Annotated in this window: 26 protein-coding genes and 1 pseudogene; 8 read left to right on the plus strand and 19 right to left on the minus strand. The window is 60.9% G+C overall.

Annotation, left to right across the window (positions count from 1 at the left end):
• Positions 1-585: 585 nt before the first annotated feature.
• Positions 586-966, plus strand: coding sequence for a helicase (locus HU742_RS00005; RefSeq protein WP_186643380.1), 381 nt, complete (start codon positions 586-588; stop codon positions 964-966).
• A 167-nt stretch (positions 967-1133) separates the two neighbouring features.
• On the opposite strand, the gene HU742_RS00010 is transcribed toward HU742_RS00005, so the two are convergent.
• The 6 genes from HU742_RS00010 to exbB all read right to left on the minus strand — a co-directional run bounded on the left by HU742_RS00010 (position 1134) and on the right by exbB (position 7953).
• Positions 1134-2531: an aminoacyl-tRNA deacylase and HDOD domain-containing protein gene (locus HU742_RS00010; protein WP_186633649.1), complete on the minus strand. Its 1398-nt coding sequence runs from the start codon at positions 2529-2531 to the stop codon at positions 1134-1136.
• Between the two features lie 79 nt (positions 2532-2610).
• Complete coding sequence (gene recG / locus HU742_RS00015; protein ID WP_186643381.1) at positions 2611-4686, minus strand: ATP-dependent DNA helicase RecG; 2076 nt, start codon at positions 4684-4686, stop codon at positions 2611-2613.
• A 9-nt stretch (positions 4687-4695) separates the two neighbouring features.
• Positions 4696-5616 carry a hydrogen peroxide-inducible genes activator gene (locus HU742_RS00020; RefSeq protein WP_186615182.1) on the minus strand — a complete coding sequence of 307 codons (921 nt, stop codon included), beginning with the start codon at positions 5614-5616 and terminating at the stop codon, positions 4696-4698.
• A gap of 172 nt (positions 5617-5788) precedes the next feature.
• Complete coding sequence (locus tag HU742_RS00025; protein WP_186633655.1) at positions 5789-6544, minus strand: energy transducer TonB family protein; 756 nt, start codon at positions 6542-6544, stop codon at positions 5789-5791.
• Positions 6541-6969 (minus strand): TonB system transport protein ExbD, encoded by a 429-nt coding sequence (gene exbD / locus HU742_RS00030; RefSeq protein ID WP_186615187.1) that lies wholly within the window; start codon positions 6967-6969, stop codon positions 6541-6543. The genes HU742_RS00025 and exbD overlap by 4 nt, the downstream gene beginning before the upstream one ends.
• 6 nt (positions 6970-6975) lie before the next feature.
• Positions 6976-7953 carry a tonB-system energizer ExbB gene (gene exbB / locus HU742_RS00035; RefSeq protein ID WP_186633658.1) on the minus strand — a complete coding sequence of 326 codons (978 nt, stop codon included), beginning with the start codon at positions 7951-7953 and terminating at the stop codon, positions 6976-6978.
• Between the two features lie 188 nt (positions 7954-8141).
• On the opposite strand from exbB, the gene HU742_RS00040 reads away from it, so the two are divergent.
• Entirely contained in the window at positions 8142-8999 is an 858-nt protein-coding gene (locus HU742_RS00040) for an NAD-dependent epimerase/dehydratase family protein (RefSeq protein WP_186643382.1), read from the plus strand.
• A 74-nt stretch (positions 9000-9073) separates the two neighbouring features.
• On the opposite strand, the gene HU742_RS00045 is transcribed toward HU742_RS00040, so the two are convergent.
• Positions 9074-9439: a hypothetical protein gene (locus HU742_RS00045; RefSeq protein WP_072390746.1), complete on the minus strand. Its 366-nt coding sequence runs from the start codon at positions 9437-9439 to the stop codon at positions 9074-9076.
• Between the two features lie 399 nt (positions 9440-9838).
• On the opposite strand from HU742_RS00045, the gene HU742_RS00050 reads away from it, so the two are divergent.
• Positions 9839-10534, plus strand: coding sequence for a DUF1963 domain-containing protein (locus HU742_RS00050; protein WP_186643383.1), 696 nt, complete (start codon positions 9839-9841; stop codon positions 10532-10534).
• Between the two features lie 219 nt (positions 10535-10753).
• Here HU742_RS00050 and HU742_RS00055 read toward each other — a convergent pair whose 3' ends face one another.
• The 6 genes from HU742_RS00055 to HU742_RS00080 form a co-directional block, all read right to left on the minus strand.
• Positions 10754-11494, minus strand: a complete 741-nt coding sequence (locus HU742_RS00055; protein WP_186633667.1) for a hypothetical protein — start codon at positions 11492-11494, stop codon at positions 10754-10756.
• Between the two features lie 56 nt (positions 11495-11550).
• Positions 11551-11931, minus strand: a complete 381-nt coding sequence (locus HU742_RS00060) for a RidA family protein (RefSeq protein WP_085685905.1) — start codon at positions 11929-11931, stop codon at positions 11551-11553.
• 36 nt (positions 11932-11967) lie between these two features.
• Entirely contained in the window at positions 11968-14073 is a 2106-nt protein-coding gene (gene spoT, locus HU742_RS00065) for a bifunctional GTP diphosphokinase/guanosine-3',5'-bis pyrophosphate 3'-pyrophosphohydrolase (protein WP_186615195.1), read from the minus strand.
• Between the two features lie 60 nt (positions 14074-14133).
• A complete protein-coding gene (gene rpoZ, locus HU742_RS00070) occupies positions 14134-14397 on the minus strand; it encodes a DNA-directed RNA polymerase subunit omega (RefSeq protein ID WP_003177259.1) in 264 nt (87 codons plus the stop codon).
• Between the two features lie 166 nt (positions 14398-14563).
• Positions 14564-15184: a guanylate kinase gene (gene gmk / locus HU742_RS00075; protein ID WP_047735756.1), complete on the minus strand. Its 621-nt coding sequence runs from the start codon at positions 15182-15184 to the stop codon at positions 14564-14566.
• A gap of 12 nt (positions 15185-15196) precedes the next feature.
• Entirely contained in the window at positions 15197-16060 is an 864-nt protein-coding gene (locus HU742_RS00080; RefSeq protein ID WP_186633670.1) for a YicC/YloC family endoribonuclease, read from the minus strand.
• Positions 16061-16329: 269 nt separating this feature from the next.
• Between HU742_RS00080 and rph the strand changes: the two genes are divergently transcribed.
• The 3 genes from rph (at position 16330) to HU742_RS00095 (ending at position 17952) form a co-directional block, all read left to right on the plus strand.
• Positions 16330-17052, plus strand: coding sequence for a ribonuclease PH (gene rph / locus HU742_RS00085; RefSeq protein ID WP_186643384.1), 723 nt, complete (start codon positions 16330-16332; stop codon positions 17050-17052).
• A 30-nt stretch (positions 17053-17082) separates the two neighbouring features.
• Positions 17083-17451 (plus strand): DUF4870 domain-containing protein, encoded by a 369-nt coding sequence (locus HU742_RS00090; RefSeq protein WP_186615200.1) that lies wholly within the window; start codon positions 17083-17085, stop codon positions 17449-17451.
• Positions 17452-17679: 228 nt separating this feature from the next.
• Positions 17680-17952 carry a hypothetical protein gene (locus HU742_RS00095; protein WP_186643385.1) on the plus strand — a complete coding sequence of 91 codons (273 nt, stop codon included), beginning with the start codon at positions 17680-17682 and terminating at the stop codon, positions 17950-17952.
• Positions 17953-18094: 142 nt separating this feature from the next.
• Here the strand turns inward: HU742_RS00095 and crc are convergent, their stop codons facing one another.
• Entirely contained in the window at positions 18095-18874 is a 780-nt protein-coding gene (gene crc / locus HU742_RS00100; RefSeq protein WP_003177265.1) for a catabolite repression control protein Crc, read from the minus strand.
• Positions 18875-18956: 82 nt separating this feature from the next.
• Between crc and pyrE the strand changes: the two genes are divergently transcribed.
• On the plus strand, positions 18957-19601 hold the full coding sequence (pyrE, locus tag HU742_RS00105) for an orotate phosphoribosyltransferase (protein WP_186643386.1): 645 nt from the start codon (positions 18957-18959) through the stop codon (positions 19599-19601).
• Between the two features lie 192 nt (positions 19602-19793).
• Here pyrE and argB read toward each other — a convergent pair whose 3' ends face one another.
• The 4 genes and pseudogenes from argB to coaBC all read right to left on the minus strand — a co-directional run bounded on the left by argB (position 19794) and on the right by coaBC (position 24042).
• Entirely contained in the window at positions 19794-20699 is a 906-nt protein-coding gene (gene argB / locus HU742_RS00110; RefSeq protein ID WP_123426174.1) for an acetylglutamate kinase, read from the minus strand.
• Between the two features lie 19 nt (positions 20700-20718).
• Positions 20719-22122 (minus strand): annotated as a pseudogene (locus tag HU742_RS00115) (phosphomannomutase/phosphoglucomutase); the annotation flags it as partial.
• Positions 22123-22373: 251 nt separating this feature from the next.
• A complete protein-coding gene (gene dut / locus HU742_RS00120) occupies positions 22374-22829 on the minus strand; it encodes a dUTP diphosphatase (RefSeq protein WP_186633679.1) in 456 nt (151 codons plus the stop codon).
• A gap of 4 nt (positions 22830-22833) precedes the next feature.
• Positions 22834-24042 carry a bifunctional phosphopantothenoylcysteine decarboxylase/phosphopantothenate--cysteine ligase CoaBC gene (gene coaBC / locus HU742_RS00125; RefSeq protein ID WP_186633682.1) on the minus strand — a complete coding sequence of 403 codons (1209 nt, stop codon included), beginning with the start codon at positions 24040-24042 and terminating at the stop codon, positions 22834-22836.
• A gap of 145 nt (positions 24043-24187) precedes the next feature.
• On the opposite strand from coaBC, the gene radC reads away from it, so the two are divergent.
• Positions 24188-24862 carry a RadC family protein gene (radC, locus tag HU742_RS00130; protein ID WP_186633685.1) on the plus strand — a complete coding sequence of 225 codons (675 nt, stop codon included), beginning with the start codon at positions 24188-24190 and terminating at the stop codon, positions 24860-24862.
• A gap of 6 nt (positions 24863-24868) precedes the next feature.
• On the opposite strand, the gene HU742_RS00135 is transcribed toward radC, so the two are convergent.
• Entirely contained in the window at positions 24869-26458 is a 1590-nt protein-coding gene (locus HU742_RS00135) for an ABC transporter substrate-binding protein (RefSeq protein WP_186643387.1), read from the minus strand.
• Between the last annotated feature and the right edge of the window lie 61 nt (positions 26459-26519).

Here is a 26519-nt window from a genome sequence, read left to right on the forward strand (position 1 = left end):
CGGGGCGGGCTGGGGTTTTAGGTAGTAGTCGAGGGCGCGGTTGGTGGCGTCTTCGAGGCGTTTTTCTTCGAGTTTTTCGACGCGGGATTTGTGTTCGTTTTGCGGGGGATTCGGTGAATGCTTGACCATGTCTGTGTACCAGAATTGGGGTCGACATCCTTTCGCTTGCATTCGAAGAGGTGGCAACTGTACGTAGGTGTGCAAGACCGGTCCGGTACCGCCGGCAGACCCGAAGGTCTCCCACGCACAATTGCCATAACGGACGCGAGCATAAAAAAATGCTCGGTCAATAGCCATAACCAATTGCGTACCAGTCCGGACTTGCACGTCCGTGTCACCTTTTTTTGCGGTGACGAACAGAGCTTAGCCGTGCTTCGAAGTGCTGCCTAGTTCATGAACAGCCCGGCGTCTTGAAGGAAATGTCCGAGGAACTTGAAGGTCAACGAATGCCACTTCTAAACGTGACTTGGCAGTCATCATGCGCAAAATAAGACCTATCTCCCGCTAACCTGATTCGATGATGGCGTTCCGCTGGGGAATCGCTAAACTGCGCCAGCCGTTCATTTTTCTCACGAGGCTGTGCCGATGAAATTTCGTTTCTTGTTGTGGATGCTGGGGTGGTTGATGGGCAAGGCCAGCCGCACCAACCCTGCTTTCCAGCAGCAATTGGGTGACAAGGAATTGGTGTTCCAGCTGCAAACCCTGGACGGCAAGGTCGCCCGCCACTTCACCGTGAAGAACCAGCGCATCACCAGCCAGTCGGGTGTTTACCCAACGCCGGCCTTCGCCATCGCATTCAAGGATGCAGGCTACGGTTTCGCCACGATGCAGGCGAAGAACAAGCAACTGGCATTCATGACGGGGATTCAGGACAAGTCGATCCAGATCAAAGGCAACCCGGCGCTGGTGATCTGGTTTCAGGGGCTGATGAAGTATTTGAAGCCGAGGAAGGCTAAGAAAGTCTAGTCGAGAACCCCGTGGCGAGGGAGCTTGCTCCCGCTGGGCTGCGAAGCGGCCCCAAATAGGCTAATGCGTTTCCCCTGACGGATCGCGTCGGCAGGTTTTGCGACTGCTGCGCAGCCGAGCGGGAGCAAGCTCCCTCGCCACAAAAGCTCAACTGCCTGCGTCAGCAATCAATGGCTGAACTGTGAAGCCAGTTCCCGCAGTAGCGTTTCAGCTTCAAGCACTTTGCTGACCACGTCATTGGCCTTTTCCCGAGTCAGCCCCACGCGTTCGAGCAGCGCGTCCGGGATGTCTTCGTCAGGGCCGGAGCCGATGCTGCGTGAGCGCAGCAGGCGCACGGCCAGGCAGACGAGGTTCGGGTAGGCGGCGTATTCGCCGTCGTAGTGCGGGTCGTGCTGGAAGCGCAGGGCGGTGGCCAGTTCGTCGGGCATGTCCCAGTAGCGCATCAGCCAGGCGCCGATCTGTTCGCGACTGATCCCCAGCAGATGCTGTTCCACGTAGCTGTGACACAGGTGCGGGTTGACCTCCAGGTGCCGGCAGATCAACGAGAAGTGCGGCGGGAACACGTGGGCCAGCAGCAGATAACCGAAGTTGTGCAGCAGGCCCGACAGGTAGGTCAGGCCGCCTTCGGGGCGCTGGGCGCGCGGCATGGCGCGGGTCAGGCCTTCAATGACGGCGGCGGTGTAGATCGACTGCTGCCAGTACGGCGTGGTGTGTTGCGGGTGATCCTTGGGCAGGCTCAGGGTCTTGCCCAGGGCCAGGCCCAGCGCCAGGTTGATCACCAGGTCGAAGCCCAGCACCCGGACAATGGCGTCTTCCACCGAGCGAATCTTGCCCGGGGAGGCGTAGTAAGGCGACGCGGCCCAGCTCACCACTTGCGCGGCCAGCGCAGGGTCGGTTTCCACCACGCCAGTGATGTCGTCGATGGTCGCGTCAGGGTCGACCCGCAGCTTGATGATCTTCTGCGCGGTTTCGGCCAGCGGCGGAATCTCAATGGTTTCTTCCAGCCGCTGCTGGATGCGCCGCGCGGTGAATGCCTGCACGGCCAGGGTGATTTCCTTGCGGTCGTCGTCCGGGCGGTCCAGGTTAGGAGTGATGTTGCTCACAGGCTCGCCGAATGTTGCGGCGCTGGCCTTGGTGAGCATGGTCTTGAAGGCTTCGCTGGTGACTTCCAGCAGCAACCCCGGCTCGCCCGAGTTGATCAGCAGCTTCGGTTCGCGCAGCAGGCCTTCTTCGTACAGGCAAGGGGAGCTGGTCAGCGCTGGCAGGCCGGGGAGCAGGCTCAGGCTGTGCTTGCCGAGCATCCGTTCCAGGCGTTCGGTTGGCACCGCCGTGAGTTTACGACCGGTAAGCTCGGCCAGCCGGTTGAGGTCCAGCAGCTGGTTTTGCGGAAACAGGACCATGAGCGCGCCCACGGCATCGTGCAACAGCACGGCCTGCACTTTGCGAGCGGGGTTGAGGCCCGGTCGCTCGATGACTTCGTCAAAGGCGATGCCCAATTTCTCGAGCAACTGCCGAATAACAGACGGAGCGTGCGGAGTTTCGGGGACGAGGGCAGCTTCAGTCATGGTCTGTATCCGTTTTCCTACAAGTTGGTCAGTATAACCAGCTTGTCCAGCGGGCGCGTCCAGAAAACTGAGCGCGTACTCACACTTGGCCGTATTGCTGCCCGTGACGCAGCCAGCGGTCCAGCAGCGGGCTGACGTGGTCGGGCCAGCGTTCGAGCAATGCCTGGGCGGCGTCGCGTACTGCCGGGAGCAGATCGGCGTCGCGCATCAGGTCGGCCACCTTGAATTGAAGCAGACCCGTCTGGCGCGTGCCGAGCATTTCGCCGGGACCGCGCAATTCAAGGTCTTTTTCCGCGATGACAAAACCGTCGTTGGTTTCGCGCATGATCCCCAGCCGCTGGCGACCGATCTGGGACAGCGGCGGGTGGTACAACAAGACGCAATGGCTGGCGGCGCTGCCCCGGCCAACCCGGCCACGCAGCTGATGCAGCTGCGCCAGGCCCAGGCGCTCGGGGTTCTCGATGATCATCAGGCTGGCATTGGGCACATCGACACCAACCTCGATCACTGTAGTGGCGACCAGCAATTGCAGGGCTCCGGCTTTGAATTCGGCCATGACCGCGGCTTTCTCGGCGGGCTTCATGCGGCCATGGATCAGCCCGACCTTCAACTCGCCGAGGGCGGCGGTCAGGTCTTCGTAAGTGGTTTCGGCCGCCTGGCAGGTCAGCTCTTCCGACTCTTCGATCAACGTGCACACCCAATAGGCTTGCCTGCCTTCGGCGCAGGCGCCGCGCACGCGCTCGATTACTTCGACCCGGCGGGTGTCGGTGACCAGCACGGTGTTGACTGGCGTGCGACCGGGGGGCAGTTCGTCGAGGATCGAGGTGTCGAGGTCGGCGTAGGCGCTCATCGCCAGGGTCCGCGGGATCGGTGTCGCAGTCATGATCAACTGATGGGGACACATGCGTCCGCCCACGCCTTTCTGCCGCAGGGCCAAGCGCTGCTGGACGCCGAAACGGTGCTGTTCGTCGATGATCACCAGGGCCAGGTTCTTGAATTGCACCTCGTCCTGGAACAAGGCGTGGGTACCGACCACCATCGGCGCGCCTGAGGCGATCTGCGCCAAGGCGGCGACGCGGTTCTTGCCCTTGAGCTTGCCGGCCAGCCAGGCGACTTCGATGCCCAAGGGTTCGAGCCAGCGCTGGAAGGTGATGAAATGCTGCTCGGCCAGGATCTCGGTGGGCGCCATCAACGCCACCTGATAACCGGCCTCCAAGGCCTGCAACGCGGCTAGGGCGGCGACCACGGTCTTGCCAGCGCCGACGTCGCCCTGGATCAACCGCAGCATCGGCTCGGGTTGGCTCAGGTCATAGGCGATTTCATTGCCGACCCGTTGCTGGGCGCCGGTGGGGGTGAAACCGAGATTGGCCAGGTATCGGGTCGGCAGCTTTTTTGCCTTGGGCATGGCCGGTGCGCGCAGCGAACGCAGGCTTTCGCGCAGGCGTTGTTGCGACAGTTGATGAGTCAGCAATTCTTCAAAAGCCAGGCGATGCTGGGCCCAGTGATGCCCGAGGGCGAGTTCTTCGACGTCGGCATCGGCGGGCGGGTGGTGCAAATAGCGAATCGCGTCGGCCAGCGGCGCCAAATGGTAATCGCGCGCCAGTTCCTTGGGCAGCCAGTCGGGCAGGCTGGTGGGGCCGAGCAGGGTCAGGGTCTGCTGGCAGAGCTGGCGCAGGCGTTGTTGGGTCAGGCCTTCGGTGAGCGGGTAGACCGGCGTCAGGGTTTCAGCCACAGGCGGCGGTTCGTCACCGGTGATGGCGCGGTATTCCGGGTGATAGATCTCCAGCCCGGAGGCACCGGGCCGCGCCTCACCGTAGCAGCGCACGCGGGTGCCGCGCTTGAGACCTTCCTTTTGCGCGTTGCTGAAATGATAGAAACGCAGGCTGAGCCCGCCGGTGCCGTCCTGCAGGCGCACCACCAGGCTGCGCCGGCGACCCATGACCACATCGGCGCCGCTGACGGTGCCTTCCACCACTGCATCCTGCCCCGGCCGCAAATGACCGATGGGCACCACGCGGGTGCGATCCTGATAACGCAGCGGCAGGTGAAACAGCACGTCCTGAAGGGTTTCCAGGCCGACCTTGGCCAGTTTCTCGGCCATGGCTTCACCGACACCCTTGAGTGTCGTCACCGGCACTTTCGACAGCTCAGTCATGGCAGCGGCTTACTTGGCGGCGGGGGGCTTGGCCACGGAGCACAGGCGGATCGAGTCGGCGAGGATCTCGATGGCCTTGGGTCGCGGGAAGCTGGCGCGCCAGGCGATGGCAACGGTGCGGAACGGCACGGGGGCGGTCAGCGGACGGACTTCGATCACGCCTGGGGCGTAGTGATGGCTGTCCACCGCCGACAGCGGCAGGATCGAAATGCCCAGTCCCGAGGCGACCATGTGGCGAATGGTTTCCAAGGAGCTGGATTCCACGGTGGTGTGCTTGGCGCCTTCGCTGCCCTTGGTCAGTGTAGGGCAGGCTTCGAGCACCTGGTCGCGGAAGCAGTGGCCTTCACCGAGCAACAGCAGGCTCTTGTCGTTGAGCAGGGCAGCGTCGATGGTTTTTTTCTGAGTCCACGGATGTTGCGCTGGCATCAAGACATAAAACGGCTCGTCGTAGAGCGGCAGGGTCAGGACATCGGCTTCGTTGAACGGCAGGGCGATGATGATCGCGTCCAGTTCGCCGTTGCGCAGCTTGTCGCGTAGCACGTGCGTGAAGTTTTCTTCGATGTACAACGGCATCTGCGGGGCGACCCGGTGCAGTTGCGGGATCAGGTGTGGGAACAGGTACGGGCCGACGGTGTAGATCGCGCCGACTTTCAGCGGTGCAGTCAGTTGGTTCTTGCCGGCCTGGGCCAGTTCGCGAATGCCTTGGGCCTGCTCCAGCACTTTCTGCGCTTGAGCGACGATGCCTTCGCCAACCGGCGTCAGGCGCACCGCGCTTTTGCTGCGCTCGAAAATCAGCACACCGAGTTCGTCTTCAAGCTTTTTCACACCCACCGAGAGCGTCGGCTGGCTGACGTGGCAACGCTCGGCCGCATGGCCGAAGTGCTGCTCCTGGGCGAGGGTCACGATGTAGCGTAATTCTGTGAGGGTCATGGCGAAACGTCCGTGAAGTTGCGAGCCAAGCATACCGGCTGCAATCGATAGACGCACGTTATCAGACTGCGGGCGCGGTGTGACACTGGCGAATGTGAGTTGGGTCGTTGCTGGATATGAAAAAGGCACCTTTCGGTGCCTTTGTTTTCATGTGGCGGGGCGTGTCTGGAAATCAGCGCCGGCGCTTGTCGATGGAATAGAGGAACGGTGCCGTCAGTTCCACCGTGCCGTTGGTCAGCAGATCGGCCGGTGGCTTGGGCAGCGGCTGGGCGCGACGGATCATTTCCAGGGTGGCCCGGTCCAGATCGGCGTTGCCTGACTTGCCCACCAGTTCGAAAGACACGACGTTGCCTTCGGCATCCACCACGAACCGCAGGCGGTTCATGCCTTCTTTACCGCGTGCCTGGGCGCTGGCCGGGTATTTCTTGTATTTGCCCAGATGCGCGAGCAGCGTGCCTTGCCAACTGGCCTTGGCCGCCATCTGTGCCGGGGACGGGCCAGGGGCAGGTTGCGCGGATTTTTCGGTCGGGGCCTGGGTTGGCTGAGTGTCGCTGGGTTTCTGCTCCGACGGCGGTTCCTTGGGCGGCTCCGGCTTTTTCTCCACTGGCTTGGGCTTGGGCGGTTGTGGCTTGGGCTTGGGCTTGACCGGCTTGGGCACGGCGATTTCCGCCTTCGGTGCTTCGGCCAGTTTAGGCAGCGGCAATTCTTCGACCGGCTCGGGAGGTTGCGGCGGTGTGACGACTTTCGGTGGCGCAGGCGGTGGTGGCGCGGGAACTGGCGCCAGTTCGACCATCATCGCCTGGGGAGGCAATTCGATGGGCGCACGTGTCGTCCAGTTCAGCGCCAGCGCGATGGCAAGCGCATGCACGCCCAGCACCACGGCCAGGCTACCGCTGTAACGCGTCAGCTTTTGGCGCGTCGTGATCATTTCTTCGGCGCCGTCTCGAGTCCGACCAGGCCGACTTTCAAGTAGCCGGCACCGCGCAGGGCGTCCATCACACTCATCAAGTCGCCGTAATCGACGCCTTTGTCGGCCTGGAAGAAGATCGTCGTGTCTTTTTTGCCCTGGGTCTTGGCATCCAGGGTCGCGCCGAGGCTTTCGACCTTGATTTCGTCTTCGCCCAGGAACAGGCGCTGGTCGGCCTTGACGCTCAAGAACACCGGTTTCTCAGGGCGTGGCGACGGCTTGGCCGTCGACGCGGGGAGATCAACCTTGATGTCCACGGTGGCGAGCGGGGCGGCCACCATGAAGATGATCAACAGCACCAGCATCACGTCGATGAACGGCGTGACGTTGATTTCGTGGTTCTCGGCCAGATCGTCGTCTGCGCCTTCTTTCAAATGCAGGCCCATGGCCGATTACCCCACTTTCACCATGTGCGGTTGCGCGCCGCGCTCGGGCGGCAGGTGATCCAGATCGCGGCTGACCAGCAGCAGGACTTCGGCCGAAGCATCGGACACCTGCGCCTTGTAGCCAGCGATGGAGCGGGCGAAAACGTTGTAGATGACCACGGCCGGGATTGCCGCGACCAAGCCCAGTGCCGTTGCCAGCAGGGCTTCGGCGATGCCGGGGGCTACGACGGCGAGGTTGGTGGTCTGGGTCTTGGCGATGCCGATGAAGCTGTTCATGATCCCCCAGACGGTGCCGAACAGGCCGACAAACGGTGCGGTGGAGCCGATGGTGGCAAGCACGCCGGTGCCGCTGCTCATGTTGCGGCCGCAGGCGGCGACCAGGCGCTCGAGGCGGAAGCTCACGCGTTCCTTGATGCCTTCTTTCTCGCGGCTGTTGGCCGATAGCTGCATTTCTTCGAGCGCGTCGTGCACCAACAGGTTGGCGAGGGTGCCTTCCTTCGCAGCGGTGGCGCTGGCTTCCTTGAGGGTGGTGGCTTTTTTCAGCGCAGCGATTTCACCCCGCAGGCGACGCTTGGCGCCCAGCAGCTCGAAGCCTTTGGCGATCCAGATGGTCCAGGTGATGATCGAGGCGATGGCGAGGCCGATCATTACGGCTTTGACGATGATGTCGGCATTCTGGTACATGCCCCAAGGCGACAGGTCGTGGGCCATGCCCAAGGTGTTATCGGCTTCGAGCACTTGAGGGGCGTCTGCGGCGCTGGCTTCCACGGCCTGGGTCGGGTCGGTGGCTGCTGGCGTCGCTACGGGAGCGGCAGCATCGGTCGGCGCCTGGGTAGCGGCTGGCCCCGTGGCGGGAGCGGTGGCCGGCGTTTGCGCGTCGGCAAAAGCGCCGGGCGCCAACAGCAGGCTAAGCAGCAAGGCCGCCGTGGCGCTCCAGGCGCGAGGGCGGTTGGTTGGCGAAGCGGAGAAGAGTGAGCGTGTCATGCTGGCCGGACCTGAGAAAAAAAGAAGGTTGATGCTCTTCCAGGCCTCGTGAGGCCGAGAACAAAAGTGGTACGCATTATTGCAAGTAATTCTTGTTAACAAAAGTAATACAGTAACTTTTTTTCTCACATGGCTAGCCGCTCGTCCCCCACGGAGGCTAGTCTGCGGCTTTACCAGAGGAGTTCTTGATGTCCGCGCCTTCTGTTTTGATCGCCGGCTGCGGTGATATCGGCGGCCGCCTGGCCAGCCAATTAGTGGCTGGGCATTGGCGGGTCCATGGCTTGCGGCGCACGGTTTCGAACCTGCCAGCCGGGGTCATTGGGGTGGCGGGGGATTTGTTCAGCGAGCAGTGCCCCGCCGATTGGCCCACGGATCCGTTGGATTATCTGGTGTACAGCGCCGCCGCCACCGACCATGACGAAGCGGGCTATCGCAAGGCTTATGTCGAAGGACTGCAGCATGTGTTGAGCTGGTTGAAACAGCATGGCGAGCAGCCCAAGCGCCTGCTTTTTGTGTCCAGCAGCAGCGTTTATGGACAGCAGCAGGGCGAATGGGTGGATGAAACCTCGCCTACCGTAGCCGGCGGCTATTCCGGTCGGCTGATGCTCGAAGCCGAACAAGTGGCCTTGGACAGTGGTATCCCGGCGAGTCGCGTGCGCTTGACCGGCATCTATGGTCCAGGCCGTGAGTGGTTGCTGAGCCAGGTGCGCCAGGGTTATCGCGTAGTGACCGAGCCGCCGCTGTATGCCAATCGCATCCACGCCGACGATGCCGCCGGCCTGCTGGCGTTTCTGCTGGAAGCCGATCGCCAGGGCCAGGCGCTGGACGACTGTTACATCGGCGTCGACGATGCGCCCGCGTCGTTGGCGGAGGTGGTGGGCTGGCTGCGGGAATACATGGGCATTACCGAGTGGGCTGAAGACGCCAGTGTGCGCCGTGCCGGCAGCAAGCGTTGCAGCAACGCCAGGGCCAAGGCCTTGGGCTGGACGCCGCGTTATCCGAGTTTTCGTGAGGGGTATGCGGCGATTCTCGAAGGGCGTTGCTGATTCGTTATCCCGGTGGCGAATAGATCATCCGCCGCAGGCAGGCGAGCCCTGCCGCGTCGGCCAACCATGCACTCTCAAAAAGGCGACGGCGGCAAGAATCGTCCCCATGCTGAAATCCGTTCGGCGGTCACGGCGCCCATCATAATTAAGGTGAGAAACCCCAGGCAGAGCACCACGAGGGGAAGTTTGGTAAAGGCGAATCGGATGCCGCCCAATGGGCCCGGGTATTGTTTCAAGTAGGCCTTGGCGACCCGACGGTAACCGTCGCCCGACAGATAACCCCATAGGAAAAACAGCGCGGTGACGATCATTGCGAAGGGACGAGGATCGGGGAACTGCAGGCAGGTGAAGCCAGCGCTGATGCCAAACAAGGCGCCAATGTCCTGGGAGGAGCGAAAGTAGCGCTCGGCGATCAACTCGTCATCGGTTTTGAATAGCATCGTTTCTCTTCCAAACGGGGTGGTAGGTTGCGCCGTTGGTTCGGCGAGCAGAGCGATTCAACGCCTTAGAGTAAAGCTTGGCAGCTAGGACAAACCAGACGTTCACGCAGTGCACTTTATCCCCTGACTGCCAAGCTTCCAGCAAGCCACGCCGCCTGGCGTCTTTGCCTACAACTTGGCCAGAATCCGCTGGCTTGTTTGCCCTGTCCTCGGGGCCTATTGTCTTCCTGCCGCGGTTTCATCAGTCGTTCATCGTTGTCAGAAACCGTCGATGACGGATGCCTGCTCGCTAGCCTCACCGAAACCCTGGAAAAATACTTAAAAAAAGCCGATGCGTCGCATCGGCTTTTTCATCCAAGGTGCCCGACACGCATTTACCCGAATTAAATGGAAATCAGCATGGATAAGGAAGAAATCAAGAGCCGCCTGGCTCGTCCAGCTACAAGGTTCTTTGCGGGTGGATTCAGGCCCACCTACAACGATGAGGAAAGCTGGCTTGGGAAGGTATTTCTTTTTCGGCCCGATGAGGGCATACCGCGAAATGAGGTCGGGGGCGAGATGCTGCCTTATGCGCAGTTCCATCTGCCCAATCTGCCGTTTTGCAGCCCTGCGCTGAAGAACACCCGCGTCCTGACAGTTTTCGTTTCCGAGCCTTTACCGGAAGCGTTCGAGCCCATGGGGCGCAATTGGTTGATCAGGGAATATGGTCCTGGGGATGTGCTGGTCCGCAAGGACCTGTGCGTTGCCGCGTCTCACCTCAAGCCCTTTCCCTTGAAGGCCGAATTTGTCGCAGAAGATTACCCACTGTGGGATGGAGGTGGCGTGCCGGCTGTCCTTGAGGATGAGGTGCTCAAGCTGGAGCGTGAGGGCAAGTTAGAGAGCTATTACGACTTGGTGACTCATGCCTACGAACACAAGATTGGTGGATATCCCTCGTTTTGCCAGTCGGGGGTTGAAGCTGATGAGGGTTACGAGTTCATGTTCCAGATATCGTCAGATGCAAAGATAAACCTCAATGTGGTGGACAGCGGAAGCCTTATGTTCTGGAAAAACCCGCTCACTGGTGATTGGGTAATGTATTACGATTTTTATTGAGGGTCTTGGCAGCCTAAGGTTGGCTGTCACACTCAGGGCGCCCGACTTCCTCGCAATGGCATGTGTATAAAGGGCAATTTCTAGAGCGCCACATACGGTGAAATCGATGTGATGCAGGGGATCTTAGGGGGCTGGCGAAAACCGATTGCTCACGACAGCTACGGTGCATCCACCGCACTATCATGAGCATGGGGGTCGGTCTGAAGGCTCAGATCTAACTTACTGCTTTTCAAGCACCCATTTGCGATCACCCGGCGTGAACGACGGCATCTCATCGGCCAGTGCCGCATTCACGGTCTGGAAGATTTCCAGTTTCTTGCCGTCACGGGCAAAGATCCAGGTGTTGCCCTGGCCGTTCTGTTGCAGCCAGATGTTGTCGTTGCCGCCGCTCATGGAGGCGCAATCGCCGGCCAGGCACAATGCGTAGCGATCAGCGCCGGGCAGGCCGCTGACCTGGCCGTCGGGTTGAAATTGCACCGTGGCGCCTTGGCCGGGACCTTCGCTGATGTTCCAAGTGCCACCCAGGTAGGCGGCATATAATGCGCGCTCGAAGCTGGCGCCGATCGGTGCGCCTTCCGGTACTTGGACTTGCGCTCGGTCGAACACCTGCTGCGGTTCGTTCTCGGTGGCGGCCTGGCTCAACTGGTTGCCGTCGCGCTTGAGTTCGCTGGCCGAGCTGCCGTAGAAGTCGACCTTCCAAGCGCCGTCCTGTTCGCCGAGCAACTTGCCTTCGACGTTTTCGAAGCCGTTGGTGTAGCGCGCCTGGCCGGCCCGAGTGTTGACGTCCCACTCCAGGTTCGGGCCGTAGCCCTGCAGCGCTTCGCGAAGCGGGCCGCCCTTGGCGGCAGCGTCGATGGCCGCCTGGTTGATCCAGGTGCCGCTGATGTCACGGTCGGCAGGGTCGCTGGCGCAGCCGCCGAGAAGTAGGGCGAGCAGCGAGAGAGCAAGCGCTTTGCGCATGATGGATTCCTTTCAGAACGAAAACGGCGCAGCGGGGGACGCTGCGCCGACCTGTATTACTCGATGACCAGGATGGCATCCATCTCGACCTGCGAGCCCTTTGGCAGGGCGGCCACGCCGATGGCGGCGCGGGCAGGGTAAGGCTGGTCGAAATATTTGCCCATGATCTCGTTGACCTTGGCGAAGTGGCTCAGGTCGGTGAGAAAGATGTTGAGCTTGACGATGTCCTTGAACGAACCCCCCGCAGCCTCGGCCACGGCCTTCAGGTTCTCGAATACCTGCACGGTCTGGGCTTCGAAGCCCTCGACCAGCTCCATGGTTTTCGGGTCCAGTGGGATCTGGCCCGACATATAGACCGTGTTGCCGGCCTTGATCGCCTGGGAATAAGTGCCGATGGCGGCCGGGGCCTTGTCGCTGGAAATAACGGTCTTGGTCATGGATGACTCCTTGTAATGGGGGCGGCTGTTGAGGCGCTATGCGCGCATCCGGGTGATGCGGATGACGCCGGTCAAGGCGCGCAGTTTCTTGATCACGCGGGCCAGGTGCACGCGGTCGTGCACGCTGACCACCAGTTGGACGACGCTGATGCGGCCATCGCGTTCGTCCATGCTGATCTTCTCGATGTTGCCGTCGGCGGCGTTGACGCTACTGGCCAGCAAGGCGATCAGGCCGCGCTGATGCTCCAGCTCGACCCGCAGCTCGACGTTGAATTCGCCGGTGACATCCTTGGCCCAGGAGAGCTGGATGCATTTTTCCGGGTTGTGGCGGATTTCGCTGATGTTGCGGCAGTTGTCCAGGTGCACCACCATCCCTTTGCCGGCGGACAGATGACCGACAATCGGGTCGCCTGGAATCGGCGTGCAGCACTTGGCATAGCTGAGCACCAGGCCTTCGGTCCCGCGAATCGCCAGGGGACCTTCAGGGCTTGGCAGCTGTTCGCCTTCGCCCAGCAGGCGACGGGCGACGACGTAGGCCATGCGATTGCCCAGGCCAATGTCTTCGAGCAGGTCTTCGATCAGTTCGAGGCGGTATTCGTTGAGCATGATCTGCACGCGCTCGGCCGGGATCTTGTCCAGCGAGCTGTCGAACCCGTTCAGCACTTTGTTCAGCAGGCGTTCGCCGAGGCTGATGGATTCGGAGCGACGTTGCAGTTTCAGCGCATGACGGATGTGGGTGCGGGCCTTGCCTGTGACCACGAAGTTGAGCCACGCCGGGTTTGGCCGTGCGCCGGGAGCGCTGACGATCTCGACGGTGGAGCCGCTTTGCAGCGGTTCGGACAACGGCGCCAGGCGGCGGTTGATGCGACAGGCGATGCAACTGTTGCCGACGTCGGTGTGCACGGCGTAGGCAAAATCCACTGCGGTGGAGCCTTTGGGCAGCTCCATGATCCGGCCCTTGGGCGTAAAGACGTAGACCTCGTCCGGGAACAGGTCGATCTTCACGCTCTCGATGAATTCCAGGGAGTTGCCGGCCCGCTGCTGCATTTCCAGCACGCCCTTGACCCATTGCCGGGCGCGGGCATGAGTGCTCTTGGGCTGTTCGTCGCCGCTGGATTTGTACAGCCAATGGGCGGCGATGCCGTTGTTGGCCATTTCTTCCATTTCACGGGTGCGGATCTGGATTTCGATCGGTACGCCGTGCATGCCGAACAGCGTGGTGTGCAGCGACTGATAGCCGTTGGCCTTGGGAATCGCGATGTAGTCCTTGAAGCGCCCCGGCAGTGGTTTGTACAAATTATGTACAGCGCCCAACACGCGGTAGCAGGTGTCGACCTTGTCGACGATGATCCGGAACGCGTAGACGTCCATGATCTCGTTGAAGGCCCGACGCTTGCCGCGCATTTTCTTGTAGATGCCGTAGAGGTGTTTCTGTCGTCCGCTGACTTCGCCTTCGATGCCGTCGATCGCGAGGCAATGGCTCAGGGACTCTTCGATCTTGTTGACGATTTCCTTGCGATTGCCCCGGGCGCGCTTGACGGCCTGGTTGATCCGCGCCGAACGCATCGGATGCATGGCCTTGAAGCCGAGGTCTTCGAACTCGATGCGGATCGCGTGCATGCCCAGGCGATTGGCGATGGGTGCGTAGATCTCCAGGGTTTCCTTGGCGATGCGCCGGCGTTTTTCGCCGGACAGCACTTCCAGGGTGCGCATGTTGTGCAGGCGGTCGGCGAGCTTGACCAGGATCACGCGGATATCGCGCGCCATGGCCATGGCCATCTTCTGGAAGTTTTCAGCCTGGGCCTCGGCCTTGGTCTCGAAGTTCATCTGGGTCAGTTTGCTGACCCCATCGACCAGTTCGGCCACGGTTTCGCCAAATTGCGCTTGTAGCGCTTCCTTGGCAATGCCGGTGTCTTCGATCACGTCGTGCAGCATGGCGGCCATCAGGCTCTGATGGTCCATGTGCATGTCGGCAAGAATGTTCGCCACTGCAAGCGGGTGCGTGACGTACGCTTCGCCGCTGCGGCGGCGCTGGCCGTCGTGGGCTTGTTCGGCGTAGAAATAGGCTCGGCGGACCAGATTGACCTGGTCCGTGCCGAGGTAGGCCGATAAGCGATCGGCGAGGGCGTCTATGCTCGGCATGATGATGACTCCTGCCGTTTGCTGTGACCCCGCGCCGTGCTACGTCGACCAGGCATAGGCTTAGACCGCCTCGTTGGACTCGTCCTCGAACGCTGCGAACAGCGGTTCGTCTTCAACGATTTCAGCGTTGGCAATGAACTCGTAGCTCATCAGGCCTTCGGCGATTTCACGCAGCGCTACCACGGTAGGCTTGTCGTTTTCCCACTGGACCAATGGCTCTTTGCCGCCGGTGGCCAGTTGACGGGCACGCTTGGTAGAGAGCATGACCAGCTCAAAGCGGTTTTCCACGTGTTCTAGGCAGTCTTCAACGGTTACGCGGGCCATGGTATTCCTCGGAGCGAATGCAATATGCGCGCTGCCCGGTTGGGCGAGCGGACTCGACAGTTTAAAAAAACACCAGCGTTTAGGGAAGCGCTGATTTTTTGACCAACCCCTCGGCGCGCTGCGAGTACCAATGTAAAGCCCTCGCAGCGGTTTTGGGAAGAGCGGTTCAGCCCAGCAGTTCGGCCAATAATTTACCGAAACGTTGCTGCTGGCGTTTCTGCTGGAGCTGGCTGGCGCGGAAAATGGCCTTGAGGTCGTCCAGTGCGTGGGCGAAATCGTCGTTGATGATCAGGTAATCGTAATCGACGTAATGGCTCATTTCGCTGACCGCTTCGCGCATCCGGCCTTCGATGATCTCGTCGCTGTCCTGGCCACGGTTGGTCAAGCGCTGGCGCAGGGCCTGCTGGCTCGGCGGGAGGATGAAGATCGAACGGGCCTGGGGCATCAGCTTGCGCACCTGCTCGGCGCCTTGCCAGTCGATTTCGAGGATCAGGTCGTGACCTTCGTCGAGGGTCTGCTGCAGGTAGCTTTGCGACGTGCCGTAGAGATTGCCAAAGACTTCGGCGCGCTCGAGGAAGTCGCCGTGCTCGGCCATTCTCACGAACTCTTCCCGGTCGACGAAGTGATAGTTCACGCCGTTCACTTCGCCCGGGCGCATGGCGCGAGTGGTGTGGGAGACCGAGACGCGGATCTGCGGCTCGGCATCGATCAATGCCTTGACCAGGCTGGTCTTGCCAGCGCCCGAGGGCGCGGAAATGATGTAGAGGGTGCCGGTGCTGTGGGTCATGTCGGGTTAGCCTTACTCAATGTTCTGCACTTGTTCGCGCATCTGCTCGATCAACACCTTGAGGTTGACCGCAGCCTGGGTGCTGCGCGGGTCGAAGGCTTTGGAGCCCAGTGTGTTGGCTTCGCGGTTGAGTTCCTGCATCAGGAAGTCGAGGCGGCGGCCGGCCGCGCCGCCGGACTTGAGCACCCGGCGGACTTCGATGATGTGGGTGCTCAGGCGATCCAGTTCTTCTGCCACGTCGCTCTTTTGCGCGAGCATGACCATTTCCTGTTCCAGGCGCTGCGGGTCCAGTTCGGCCTTCATGTCGGTGAAGCGGTCGAGGACTTTCTGGCGCTGGGTGGCGAGCATCTGCGGGACCAGTTCGCGCAGGGTGACGACGTCTTCCTCGATGGAGGTCAGGCGTTCATTGATCAGCCGGGCCAGCTCCGAGCCTTCACGCTCGCGACCGGCCTTGAGTTCTTTCAAACCTTGATTGAACAGCGCCAGTGCTTCGGCATTCAGTGCTTGCGGGTCGCTCGCGTCGCCCACCAGCACGCCGGGCCAGGCCAGGACTTCCAGCGGATTCAGGGCGGCGGGATTGTTGATCAGGCTGGCGACGGTTTCTGCGGCGGCGACCAATTGCGCGGCGCGCTCACGGTCTACTTGCAGGGCTTTGCCCGTGGTTTCTTCGGTGAAACGCAGGGTGCACTCCAGCTTGCCCCGGGACAGGCCCTGGCGCAGCGCTTCGCGCACGGCGCCTTCCAGATCGCGGAAGGACTCGGGCAGGCGCAGGTGCGGCTCCAGGTAACGGCTGTTGACCGAGCGCAGCTCCCAGCTCAGCGTGCCTTGGGCGCCGGCCTTTTCGACACGGGCGAAGGCGGTCATGCTGTGCACCATGGGGGTTCCTCGCAATGCAGGCCGGCCACGACCGGTCGGTGGTCGTGAGGCCTGGGATCTGTGGGTAAATGCTGAAGGACAGCAAAGGCGCAGGATTGTAGCGCAGTGCGACGCAAGCGCCCAAACAGCTCCGGTAACAAAGCGCTGCAGCCCGTCGGCTGGGCTTTGAGCGTCCTCACTCGTCGCGTCAGCTTTTTAGAACTGCCCCTATGGCGATTCGCGGCTCTATAATGCTCGGCAGTTTTCCGTCCTCTGTACAGGTGTCCCCTATGAAACGTCCAAGTGGTCGCGCTGCCGATCAGCTTCGCTCGATCCGCATTACCCGCAACTACACCAAACACGCCGAGGGATCTGTACTGGTCGAATTCGGTGATACCAAAGTCATCTGTACCGTCAGCGTCGAAAACGGCGTGCCTCGCTTCCTTAAAGGCCAGGGCCAGGGCTGGCTGACCGCCGAATACGGCATGCTGCCGCGCGCCACTGGCGAACGGAACCAGCGCGAGGCCAGTCGTGGCAAGCAGGGTGGCCGGACCTTGGAAATCCAACGTTTGATCGGCCGCTCGCTGCGTGCCGCGCTGGACATGTCGAAGCTGGGCGACGTGACGCTCTACGTCGATTGCGACGTCATCCAGGCTGACGGTGGCACCCGCACCGCGTCCATTACCGGTGCCATGGTCGCGCTGGTGGATGCCTTGAAAGTGATCAAGAAGCGTGGCGGTCTCAAGGGCGGCGACCCGCTCAAGCAGATGATCGCCGCGGTTTCCGTTGGCATGTACCAAGGCGAGCCGGTGCTGGACCTGGACTACCTGGAAGACTCCGCCGCCGAGACTGACCTGAACGTGGTCATGACCAGCGCTGGCGGCTTCATCGAAGTCCAGGGCACCGCTGAAGGCGCACCGTTCCAGCCGCAAGATTTGAACGCTATGCTGGAGCTGGCGAAGAAAGGCATGAGCGAAATCTTCGAATTGCAAAAGGCCGCGTTGGCCGACTGATCGTTTTGCGCTTCAGACAAGGAGAGTGTCATGAGTGATGAGCAAGTCCTGCTGCCCCAGCCGAGCAAAGAGGCGCGTCAATGGGCAATGTTCTGTCACCTGTCCGCACTATTGGGGATTTTTATTCCGTTCGGTTCGCTGATCGGGCCGCTGGTCATCTGGCAGCTCAAGCGTGAATCCGACCCGTTCATCGATGCCCAGGGCAAGGAAGCGCTGAACTTCCAGATCACCGTGGCGATCGCCGCGGCGATCAGCCTGCTGCTGATGATCGTGGTTATCGGCTTCTTCCTGTTTGGGCTGGTGGCGATTGGTGCGTTGGTGCTGACCATCATTGGTGGCGTGAAGGCCAATGAAGGCCAGCCGTATCGGTATCCGTTTACCTGGCGGTTGGTTAAATAACGAACAGCGCTGCGCTACAAAAAATGCCCCGGTTTCGGGGCGTTTTCGTTTAGGCATAACGCAGTTGCATCACTGAGCCAGGCCAAAAGCGATAACGACTGAACTTTCTGGAGGATGGGTTTTAACATCTTGTTTTATGGCGTTTGGTGCCAAGTGGTGGCCTTGAATCCATGATGAATTTTCCATTGGATGGGAAAAGACTTCATCCCCATTTAAAAGGATTTAAATATGACGATTCTGAAAATTATTTCCATGGTTGCTTTTTCTGTTGTTGCCGCATCCGCTCATGCGCAACTGGCGCCTTTGGTGGAGTTGCCGTCCCAGGCTCCATCCCTCCAGTCGGTTATTCCGCAAAAGAACTTGTCCTATGTTCAGGCCATGCGACTGGCCAATGTGGCGGTTGCCGTTTGTGCCGCCAACAACCAGTCGGTCGCTGCCACGGTGACTGGCGCTGATAACGGATGTAGGCCTGGAGTCGCCAAGTGGCTTGGCAAGCGATGAGGTTTCGCAGGTGTCTCCAGCGCCTTGATTGCACTGTAGCGAAGGCCGCGTTGTGTAACGGGGCGTCACGTGATCCCTGCAACACTGGCCATTGCATACAAAAAAGCCGACATTGAATGTCGGCTTTTTTGCACTGGGTGCCTTAGATCGTCAGCGTCCAGTCGTAATCCACGATCAGCGGCGCATGCTGCGAGAACCGTGGCTGGCGCGGCAGGCGAGCGCTGCGTACGAAGCGGCGCAGGCCAGGCGTCAGCAACTGGTAGTCGAAACGCCAGCCGAGGTTGAGCATTTCGGCCTGTTCGTTGTCCGGCCACCAGCTGTACTGGTCGCCTTCGCGGCTGACTTCACGCAGGGCGTCGACATAACCCATGTTGCCAACGATCTCGTCCATCCAAGCGCGTTCCGGCGCCAGGAATCCTGGAGATTGTTGGCTGTCGCGCCAGTTCTTGATATCCAGCTTCTGTTGCGCCACGTACAGCGAGCCACAATAAATGTACTCGCGACGTTTGCGCCGCTGTTTATCAAGGTAACGGGCGAAGTCGTCCATCAACTTGAATTTCTGGTTCAAATCTTCATCGCCGTTCTGCCCCGAAGGGAGCAGTAAGGTCGCGATGCTGACCTTGTCGAAATCGGCTTGCAGGTAGCGCCCGTAGCGGTCCGCCGTCTCGAAACCGAGACCGTTGATGACAGCCTTCGGTTGCAGCCGCGAATACAAAGCCACGCCACCCTGGGCGGGGACTTCGGCATCGCAGGCATAAAGGAAGTAACCATCCAGTTGGAAGGCTGCATCGTCCAGTTCAAAGGCGGAGGCGCGGGTGTCCTGCAGGCAGATGACGTCGGCATTCTGTGCTTGCAGCCAACTGAGCAAACCACGCTCGACTGCAGCCTGAATACCATTGACGTTCACACTGATGATCCGCATAAATGGCCCCAAAAATCACGTGCGTGTATGATACACGCCGTATACCTATTTAGCTAAATCCGCGGTATTTGAGGCTTTTTTCATGCAGGCGTATCAGCGCGATTTCATTCGCTTTGCCATCGATCGCGGCGTTTTGCGCTTCGGTGAATTCACCCTCAAGTCCGGGCGCACCAGCCCGTACTTCTTCAACGCTGGCCTGTTCAACAGCGGAACCGCCCTGGCACAGTTGGGCCGGTTCTATGCAGCGGCGATTGTCGAGAGCGGCATCCCGTTCGACGTATTGTTCGGGCCGGCCTACAAAGGCATCCCGCTGGCCGCCACCACTGCTGTCGCCCTGGCCGAACATCACGACCGCGACCTGCCCTGGTGCTTCAATCGCAAGGAAGCCAAGGCCCACGGCGAAGGCGGTAGCCTGGTCGGCGCGCCGTTGACTGGCGAAGTCTTGATCATTGACGACGTGATAACCGCCGGTACCGCTATTCGTGAAGTGATGCAGATCATCGCTGCCCAGGAAGGCGCCAAGGCCGCCGGCGTGCTGATCGCCCTGAACCGCCAGGAGCGCGGCAACGGCGAGCTGTCGGCGATCCAGGAAGTAGAGCGCGACTTTGGCATTCCGGTGATCAGCATCGTGTCGCTGAACCAGGTGCTGGAATTTTTGGCCGACGATCCGCAACTCAAGCAGCATTTGCCGGCGGTTGAGGCTTATCGGGCGCAGTTCGGCGTTTGAAATGACCCCTGATTTTGATCTGGTGGCGAGGGAGCTTGCTCCCGCTGGGCCGCGCAGCGGCCCCAACATTTTGGCGATCGCTGCACAATCGAGCGGGAGCAAGCTCCCTCGCCACACAAGCATCATCTGAATAAGTGATGAAAAAGACCCCGCTCAACCAGGTTGAGCGGGGTCTTTTTTTACCGGTGTCGCTTATGGACGCTTGCGATTACTGATCAACGTACCCACACCCGTATCGGTGAAGATCTCCAGCAGGATCGCGTTCGGAACCCGGCCGTCGATGATCAGCGAGCTGCCAACGCCGCCCTGTACCGCTTCCAGCGCACAACGAATCTTCGGCAGCATGCCGCCGTAGATGGTGCCGTCGGCGATCAACTCGTCGACTTGCTGGGTCGACAGCCCGGTCAGGACCTTGCCGGTCTTGTCCATCAGGCCGGCAATGTTGGTCAGCAGCATCAACTTCTCGGCCTTCAGTGCTTCGGCGACTTTGCCGGCCACCAGGTCGGCGTTGATGTTGTACGACTCCCCGTTGGCGCCCACGCCGATCGGTGCAATGACCGGGATGAAATCGCCCTTGACCAGCAGGTTCAACAGGTCGGTGTTGATGCCGACCACTTCGCCTACCTGGCCAATGTCGATGATTTCCGGTTGGGTCATCTCTGGGGTCTGGCGGGTCACGGTGAGCTTCTTCGCCCGGATCAGTTCGGCGTCCTTGCCCGTCAGGCCAATGGCGCTGCCGCCGTGGCGGTTGATCAGGTTGACGATGTCCTTGTTCACCTGGCCGCCCAGGACCATCTCCACCACATCCATGGTCTGCGCGTCGGTAACGCGCATGCCATCGATGAAGTGACTCTCGATCGACAGGCGCTTGAGCAGGTCACCGATCTGCGGGCCACCGCCATGCACCACCACCGGGTTGATCCCCACGGCCTTCATCAGCACGATGTCGCGGGCGAAGCCGGTTTTCAGCTCCTCGCTTTCCATCGCGTTGCCGCCGTATTTGATCACCAGGGTCTTGCCGACGTAGCGTCGGATATAAGGCAACGCTTCGGACAGGACCTTGGCGGTGTTGGCGGCGGCTTCGCGTTCGAGGGTCATTCAGGGCTCCGGTGGTGAATCAAAACGGTAGTTGGAGATCAGGTGCAACACGTTTGAGTTGGGTGTGGAACACGTCCTTGATGCGCTGCAGTTCGGCCTCGTTGTCAGCCTCGAAACGCAGCACCAGCACCGGGGTGGTGTTGGAGGCGCGAACCAGGCCCCAGCCTTGTGGGTAGTCGACCCGCACACCGTCGATGGTGGTCAGTTCGGCGCCTTCGCCCCACTGGGCGTCGTGCAGTGCATCAATGATGCTGAATTTGCTCTCTTCGGTCACATGGATATTGATTTCCGGCGTGGAAATATCGTTCGGGAAGGTCGCGAACAGCTCTTCGGCGGTCGATTTCTCCTTGCTGAGGATCTCCAGCAGGCGTGCCGCGCTGTAGATACCGTCATCAAAACCGAACCAGCGCTCCTTGAAGAAGATGTGGCCGCTCATTTCGCCGGCCAGCAGGGCGCCGCTTTGTTTCATTTTTTTCTTGATCAACGAATGGCCGGTTTTCCACATCAGCGGACGACCTCCATATTCCTTGATCAGCGGGATCAGGCGACGGGTGCATTTCACGTCGAAGATGATTTGCGCATCAGGGTTGCGTGCTACGACGTCCTTGGCGAACAGCATCAGCAGGCGGTCCGGGAACACGACGCTGCCGGTGTTGGTCACCACGCCCACGCGGTCGCCGTCGCCGTCGAAGGCCAGGCCCAGGTCGGCATTGGTTTCCTTGACCTTGGCGATCAGGTCCTGCAGGTTTTCCAACTTGCCCGGATCCGGGTGGTGGTTGGGGAAGTTGCCGTCCACGTCGCAGAACAGTGGGATGACTTCACAGTTCAGCGCTTCGATCAGTTGTGGGGCGATCACGCCGGCCGCGCCGTTGCCGCAGTCGACCACCACTTTCAAGCGGCGGGCGAGCTTCACGTCCTTGACGATTTCGTCGTTGTAGCGCTCCAGGATATCGACCTTGGTCACGCTGCCCTGGCCGCTGCTCAGGTCGTTGGTCTTGAGGCGAGTGTGCAGGGCCTGGATCTGCTCGTTGGCGAGGGTGTCGCCGGCGATGACGATCTTGAAGCCGTTGTAGTTCGACGGGTTGTGGCTGCCAGTGAGCATCACGCCGGATTTGCCGGCCAGTACGTTGGCGGCGTAATACAGTGCCGGTGTCGGTACCAGGCCAACGTCGGTGACGTGGCAGCCGCTGTCGGCGATGCCTTTGATCAACTGCTCGACCAGCTCCGGGCCGGACAAGCGGCCGTCACGGCCAACGTTCACGTTGGGTTCGCCCTGGGCCAGGCTTTGGGAGCCGATGGCCCGGCCGATCCAGTAGGCGGTTTCAGCCGTCAGGGTTTCCGGCACCACGCCACGGATGTCGTAGGCGCGAAAGATGCTGTCAGGGAAGATTGGGGCGATTGCGGCTGGGGTGTTCATGGGCGGGGCGCTCTATCAGGAAAGTGACTGGACAGGCCGACGACGGGCGTCGGCAGGCTCAAGCTGAAGGGTATGACGGCGTTTTTGACAGAGAGTTCGCGGTGGGAAAGTGCCATGAGATAGCGTTACCCCAGCCTGAACGGTCTAAAACGTTGATTCCGGATGGGAAACGTCGTCGGGACCTGTTGCGCATTTTTCGTCCTGAAACAGAAGCTTAATAAAGCGGCCGCGCACGACGCCCGGCCTGGAACGGCGGATCAGTGGCTGCCGGAATGTCCGAAACCGCCGGCGCCGCGCTGGCTCTCGTCGAATTCCTGGACCAGCTCGAAGTGTGCCTGGACCACCGGCACCAATACCAATTGGGCAATACGCTCGCCCACCTGGATATTGAAAGCGGTCTGGCCGCGATTCCAGCACGACACCATCAATTCGCCTTGGTAATCGGAGTCGATCAGGCCGACCAGGTTGCCCAGCACGATGCCGTGCTTATGGCCCAGGCCCGAGCGCGGCAGGATCAGCGCGGCCAGGCCGGGATCGCCAATGTAGACCGACAGGCCGGTAGGAATCAGCAGGGTCTGGCCCGGTTCCAGGATCGTGTCCTGCTTGAGCATCGCCCGCAGGTCAAGGCCTGCGGAGCCCGGTGTGGCGTATTGCGGTAGCGGGAATTCGTTACCAATGCGTGGGTCGAGGATTTTGGCTTGTAGAGCGTGCATGAAGTTAAACCTGGTTCAGCCGGTCGGCGATAAAAGTGATCAGTTGGCGGGCAATCTTGCCCTTGCTGGTCTGGGCGAAAAGTGTGGCGTGCAACTGGCGGTCGATCACGCTGCAGGCGTTTTCTTCGCTGTTGAAGCCGATGCTCGGGTTGGCGACGTCATTGGCGACGATCAAGTCGAGGTTCTTGTCCTTGAGCTTGCGCGCGGCGTAGTCGAGCAAATGTTCGGTTTCGGCGGCAAAACCCACACTGAACGGACGATCGGGGCGAGTGGCGATGGTGGCCAGGATGTCAGGGTTGCGCACCATTTGCAGGAGCAGGCCATCGCCGCTGGTAGGATCTTTCTTCAATTTTTGCGGGGCGACGACTTCGGGGCGGTAGTCCGCGACGGCTGCCGAGGCGATGAACAGGTCGCACGGGATGGCCGCTTCGCAGGCCGCGAGCATGTCCCGGGCGCTGACCACGTCGATACGCGTGACCCGGTCCGGGGTTGGCAGATGCACCGGGCCGGTGATCAACGTCACTCGGGCGCCCGCCTCGACGGCTGCTTCGGCCAGGGCGAAGCCCATTTTCCCCGAGCTGTGGTTGGTGATGTAGCGCACCGGGTCGATGTTTTCCTGGGTCGGTCCGGCGGTTATCAGCACATGCTTGCCGGTCAGGGCCTCGCGCTTGAAGCTGTCGGCGGCGCATTGGGCCAGATCGGTAGCCTCCAGCATCCGGCCCATGCCGACATCGCCACACGCCTGGCTGCCCGAGGCTGGGCCAAAAACCTTGAGGTCACGACTTTCGAGCAATTGCAGGTTGGCCTGGGTGGCCGGGTCGCGCCACATGGCCTGGTTCATTGCTGGTGCCACGGCGACCACGGCGTCGGTGGCAAGTACGAGCGTAGTCAGCAGATCATTGGCGATACCTTGGGCCAAACGGGCGATCAGGTCGGCGGTGGCCGGGGCAATCAAGACCAGGTCGGCCCATTTGGCCAGTTCGATGTGGCCCATGGCAGCCTCGGCTGCGGGGTCGAGCAAATCCAGGTGGACCGGGTGTCCGGACAATGCCTGCATGGTCAGCGGCGTGATGAATTCACTGCCGCCGCGGGTCATGACGACCCGCACTTCCGCGCCCTGGTCGATAAGCCTGCGAACCAGCTCGGCGCTCTTGTAGGCGGCGATGCCGCCGCCGACGCCCAGAACGATGCGTTTCCGATACAGCCGCTGCATAGGCCTGCCTTTCGATTTCAGTGGTCAGTGCAAGGCGAACCCCTTGGCAACAGCCTGCCAGGGTGCAAATCGCCTGCAAAAAAGATGGGCTAAGATATCACAGCGCCCGCTACGGAACAGCGGCGCCCACTATCAGGGAGATACCATGAGTATTCGGGATTGGCCCGCAGCCGAGCGGCCGCGGGAAAGGTTGTTGGCGCTGGGGGCGGGGAGTCTTTCAGACGCCGAGTTGCTGGCGATTTTCTTGCGAACCGGAGTGTCCGGCAAAAGCGCGGTGGATCTGGCGCGACAACTATTGATTCAATTCGGCAGCCTGCGCGCGCTGCTTGAAGCGGATCAGATCACTTTCAGCAAGCACATGGGACTCGGTCCGGCGAAGTTTGCCCAGTTGCAAGCGGCTCAGGAAATGAGTCGTCGGCATCTGGCCGAACGGGCGCGGGAAAAGACCACGCTGGAAAGCCCATATGCGGTTCGTGAATACCTGAAGTCGATGCTGCGCCACGAGCCTCACGAGGTGTTTGGTTGCCTGTTTCTCAATTCCAAGCATCAGGTGCTGGCTTTCGAGGCGCTGTTTCGAGGCTCTATCGACAGCGCAAGCGTTCACCCCCGGCAAGTGGTCAAGCGCGCCCTGGCCAATAACGCCGCCGCTGTGATCCTGTGCCATAACCACCCCTCCGGCAACACCGAGCCCAGCCAGGCCGACCGGATGCTCACCGAGCGGCTCCAGGAAGCACTGGAGCTGATCGATGTGCGGGTGCTCGACCATTTTATCGTTGGCGATGGGGAGCCGCTGTCCATGGCGGAGTATGGGTGGATGTGAAGCAGCTTACGGCTTGAGGCTGACCTTCGAATAATCCTGGCGACCAAACGGGCTCACCGAGTAACCCTGGACATCCTTGCGGGTCAGGGCAAACGCCGTGGGGTGCGCCAAGGGCAGCCACAGGGCCTGTTGCTGGATCTGCGCCTGGGCCTGCTCATAGAGCTTGGAGCGCACGCCTTGTTCGCTGGTGGTCTTGCCGGCGCCGATCAGCTTGTCCAGGTCTGGATTGCAGTAACGGGCGAAGTTGGTGCCGGATTTCACCGCCGCGCAGGAAAACTGCGGGGTGAGGAAGTTGTCCGGGTCGCCGTTGTCGCCTGCCCAGCCCATGAACAGCAGGTCGTGTTCGCCGGCCTTGGCGCGGCGGATCAGTTCGCCCCATTCGATCACGCGGATTTCCGCCTGGATGCCGATTTGCGCCAGGTCCGATTGCAGCAACTGCGCGCCAAGGCTCGGATTGGGGTTGAGCAGGCTGCCGGAGGGGCGGGTCCAGATGGTGGTCTTGAAGCCTTCCTTCAGTCCGGCCTTGGCCAGCAGCTCACGAGCCTTGGCCGGGTCATGGGCATAGCCAGGCAGGTTTTTGGCGTAGCTCCAGGTATTGGGCGGGTAAGGGCCGTTGGCAGCTTCGGCGGTGCCCTCGAAAACGGTCTTCAGGTAGCTGGGCTTGTCAAAGGCCAGGTTGATGGCTTGTCGGACTTCGGGCTTGTCCAATGGTGGATTCTGGCTGTTGATCGCCAGGAACGCGGTCATGAAGGCCTCGGTCTGTTCCACTTTCAGCGTAGGCTCTTGCTTGGCGGCCTGTACGTCCAGCGGCTTGGGCGACAAGGCGATCTGGCACTCGTTACGCCGCAATTTCTGCAAGCGAACGTTGGCGTCCGGCGTGATGGCGAAGATCAGCGGATCCACTTGGGGTTTGCCGCCAAAGTAGTCGCCGTTTGCCTTGTAGCGAATCGAGGCGTCCTTCTGGAACCGGTTGAATATGAACGGGCCAGTGCCGATGGGCTGGTTGTTGAGTTGTTCCGGCTTGCCGGCTTTCATCAACTGGTCGGCATATTCGGCTGAATAGATCGACGCGAAACCCATGCTCAATGTCGCCAGGAAAGTTGAATCCGCATGGTCGAGGGTGAAGCGCACCGTCAATGGATCCAGCGCATCGATCTTCGTGATCAGCGCCGGCAGTTGCATGGATTGGGCGTGAGGGAAGCCGCTTTGCGCAACCTTGTGCCAAGGGTTGGCCGGATCCAGCATGCGGTCGAAGCTGAACTTGACGTCTTCGGCGGTCAGGTCGCGGCGCGGCGTGAAGTAGTCGGTGTGGTGGAACTTGACCCGTGGGCGCAGCTTGAAGACATACGCCAGGCCATCGGACGAGACTTCCCAGCTTTCGGCCAGGCTCGGGACCACTTTGCCGCTGGCCGTGTCGAAGTCCACCAGGCGGTTCATCAGCACGTCGGCTGAGGCGTTGGTGGTGGTCAGCGAGTTGTATTGGACGACATCGAATCCTTCCGGGCTGGCCTCGGTACACACACTCAGTGCGGCGGCCTGGGCCAGCGTGCTGATCAGCAGAGGGGCGAGCATCAGTGATAGGGCAGCGAGGCGCATGATTGATTTCCTGTGCAGGTCGGAGGCCCATCTGCGAGTGCAGTCTGGAAAAGGTCTACCC

This window comes from Pseudomonas marvdashtae (genome assembly GCF_014268655.2).
In the GTDB taxonomy this organism is placed as follows: Bacteria; Pseudomonadota; Gammaproteobacteria; order Pseudomonadales; family Pseudomonadaceae; genus Aquipseudomonas; species Aquipseudomonas marvdashtae.

What these genes read in the sequence shown, in the direction of transcription:
- HU742_RS00080 (WP_186633670.1), bottom strand. Translation starts at nt 16,060, where the DNA reads ATGGTGCACAGCATGACCGCCTTCGCCCGTGTCGAAAAGGCCGGCGCC.
- crc (WP_003177265.1), bottom strand. Translation starts at nt 18,874, where the DNA reads ATGCGGATCATCAGTGTGAACGTCAATGGTATTCAGGCTGCAGTCGAG.
- HU742_RS00005 (WP_186643380.1), top strand. Translation starts at nt 586, where the DNA reads ATGAAATTTCGTTTCTTGTTGTGGATGCTGGGGTGGTTGATGGGCAAG.
- HU742_RS00060 (WP_085685905.1), bottom strand. Translation starts at nt 11,931, where the DNA reads ATGACCAAGACCGTTATTTCCAGCGACAAGGCCCCGGCCGCCATCGGC.
- HU742_RS00025 (WP_186633655.1), bottom strand. Translation starts at nt 6,544, where the DNA reads ATGATCACGACGCGCCAAAAGCTGACGCGTTACAGCGGTAGCCTGGCC.
- HU742_RS00010 (WP_186633649.1), bottom strand. Translation starts at nt 2,531, where the DNA reads ATGACTGAAGCTGCCCTCGTCCCCGAAACTCCGCACGCTCCGTCTGTT.
- HU742_RS00045 (WP_072390746.1), bottom strand. Translation starts at nt 9,439, where the DNA reads ATGCTATTCAAAACCGATGACGAGTTGATCGCCGAGCGCTACTTTCGC.
- recG (WP_186643381.1), bottom strand. Translation starts at nt 4,686, where the DNA reads ATGACTGAGCTGTCGAAAGTGCCGGTGACGACACTCAAGGGTGTCGGT.
- radC (WP_186633685.1), top strand. Translation starts at nt 24,188, where the DNA reads ATGAGTATTCGGGATTGGCCCGCAGCCGAGCGGCCGCGGGAAAGGTTG.
- HU742_RS00020 (WP_186615182.1), bottom strand. Translation starts at nt 5,616, where the DNA reads ATGACCCTCACAGAATTACGCTACATCGTGACCCTCGCCCAGGAGCAG.
- HU742_RS00135 (WP_186643387.1), bottom strand. Translation starts at nt 26,458, where the DNA reads ATGCGCCTCGCTGCCCTATCACTGATGCTCGCCCCTCTGCTGATCAGC.
- argB (WP_123426174.1), bottom strand. Translation starts at nt 20,699, where the DNA reads ATGACCCTCGAACGCGAAGCCGCCGCCAACACCGCCAAGGTCCTGTCC.
- rph (WP_186643384.1), top strand. Translation starts at nt 16,330, where the DNA reads ATGAAACGTCCAAGTGGTCGCGCTGCCGATCAGCTTCGCTCGATCCGC.
- HU742_RS00040 (WP_186643382.1), top strand. Translation starts at nt 8,142, where the DNA reads ATGTCCGCGCCTTCTGTTTTGATCGCCGGCTGCGGTGATATCGGCGGC.
- HU742_RS00055 (WP_186633667.1), bottom strand. Translation starts at nt 11,494, where the DNA reads ATGCGCAAAGCGCTTGCTCTCTCGCTGCTCGCCCTACTTCTCGGCGGC.
- pyrE (WP_186643386.1), top strand. Translation starts at nt 18,957, where the DNA reads ATGCAGGCGTATCAGCGCGATTTCATTCGCTTTGCCATCGATCGCGGC.
- rpoZ (WP_003177259.1), bottom strand. Translation starts at nt 14,397, where the DNA reads ATGGCCCGCGTAACCGTTGAAGACTGCCTAGAACACGTGGAAAACCGC.
- HU742_RS00095 (WP_186643385.1), top strand. Translation starts at nt 17,680, where the DNA reads ATGACGATTCTGAAAATTATTTCCATGGTTGCTTTTTCTGTTGTTGCC.
- HU742_RS00090 (WP_186615200.1), top strand. Translation starts at nt 17,083, where the DNA reads ATGAGTGATGAGCAAGTCCTGCTGCCCCAGCCGAGCAAAGAGGCGCGT.
- exbB (WP_186633658.1), bottom strand. Translation starts at nt 7,953, where the DNA reads ATGACACGCTCACTCTTCTCCGCTTCGCCAACCAACCGCCCTCGCGCC.
- spoT (WP_186615195.1), bottom strand. Translation starts at nt 14,073, where the DNA reads ATGCCGAGCATAGACGCCCTCGCCGATCGCTTATCGGCCTACCTCGGC.
- HU742_RS00050 (WP_186643383.1), top strand. Translation starts at nt 9,839, where the DNA reads ATGGATAAGGAAGAAATCAAGAGCCGCCTGGCTCGTCCAGCTACAAGG.
- gmk (WP_047735756.1), bottom strand. Translation starts at nt 15,184, where the DNA reads ATGACCCACAGCACCGGCACCCTCTACATCATTTCCGCGCCCTCGGGC.
- exbD (WP_186615187.1), bottom strand. Translation starts at nt 6,969, where the DNA reads ATGGGCCTGCATTTGAAAGAAGGCGCAGACGACGATCTGGCCGAGAAC.
- coaBC (WP_186633682.1), bottom strand. Translation starts at nt 24,042, where the DNA reads ATGCAGCGGCTGTATCGGAAACGCATCGTTCTGGGCGTCGGCGGCGGC.
- dut (WP_186633679.1), bottom strand. Translation starts at nt 22,829, where the DNA reads ATGCACGCTCTACAAGCCAAAATCCTCGACCCACGCATTGGTAACGAA.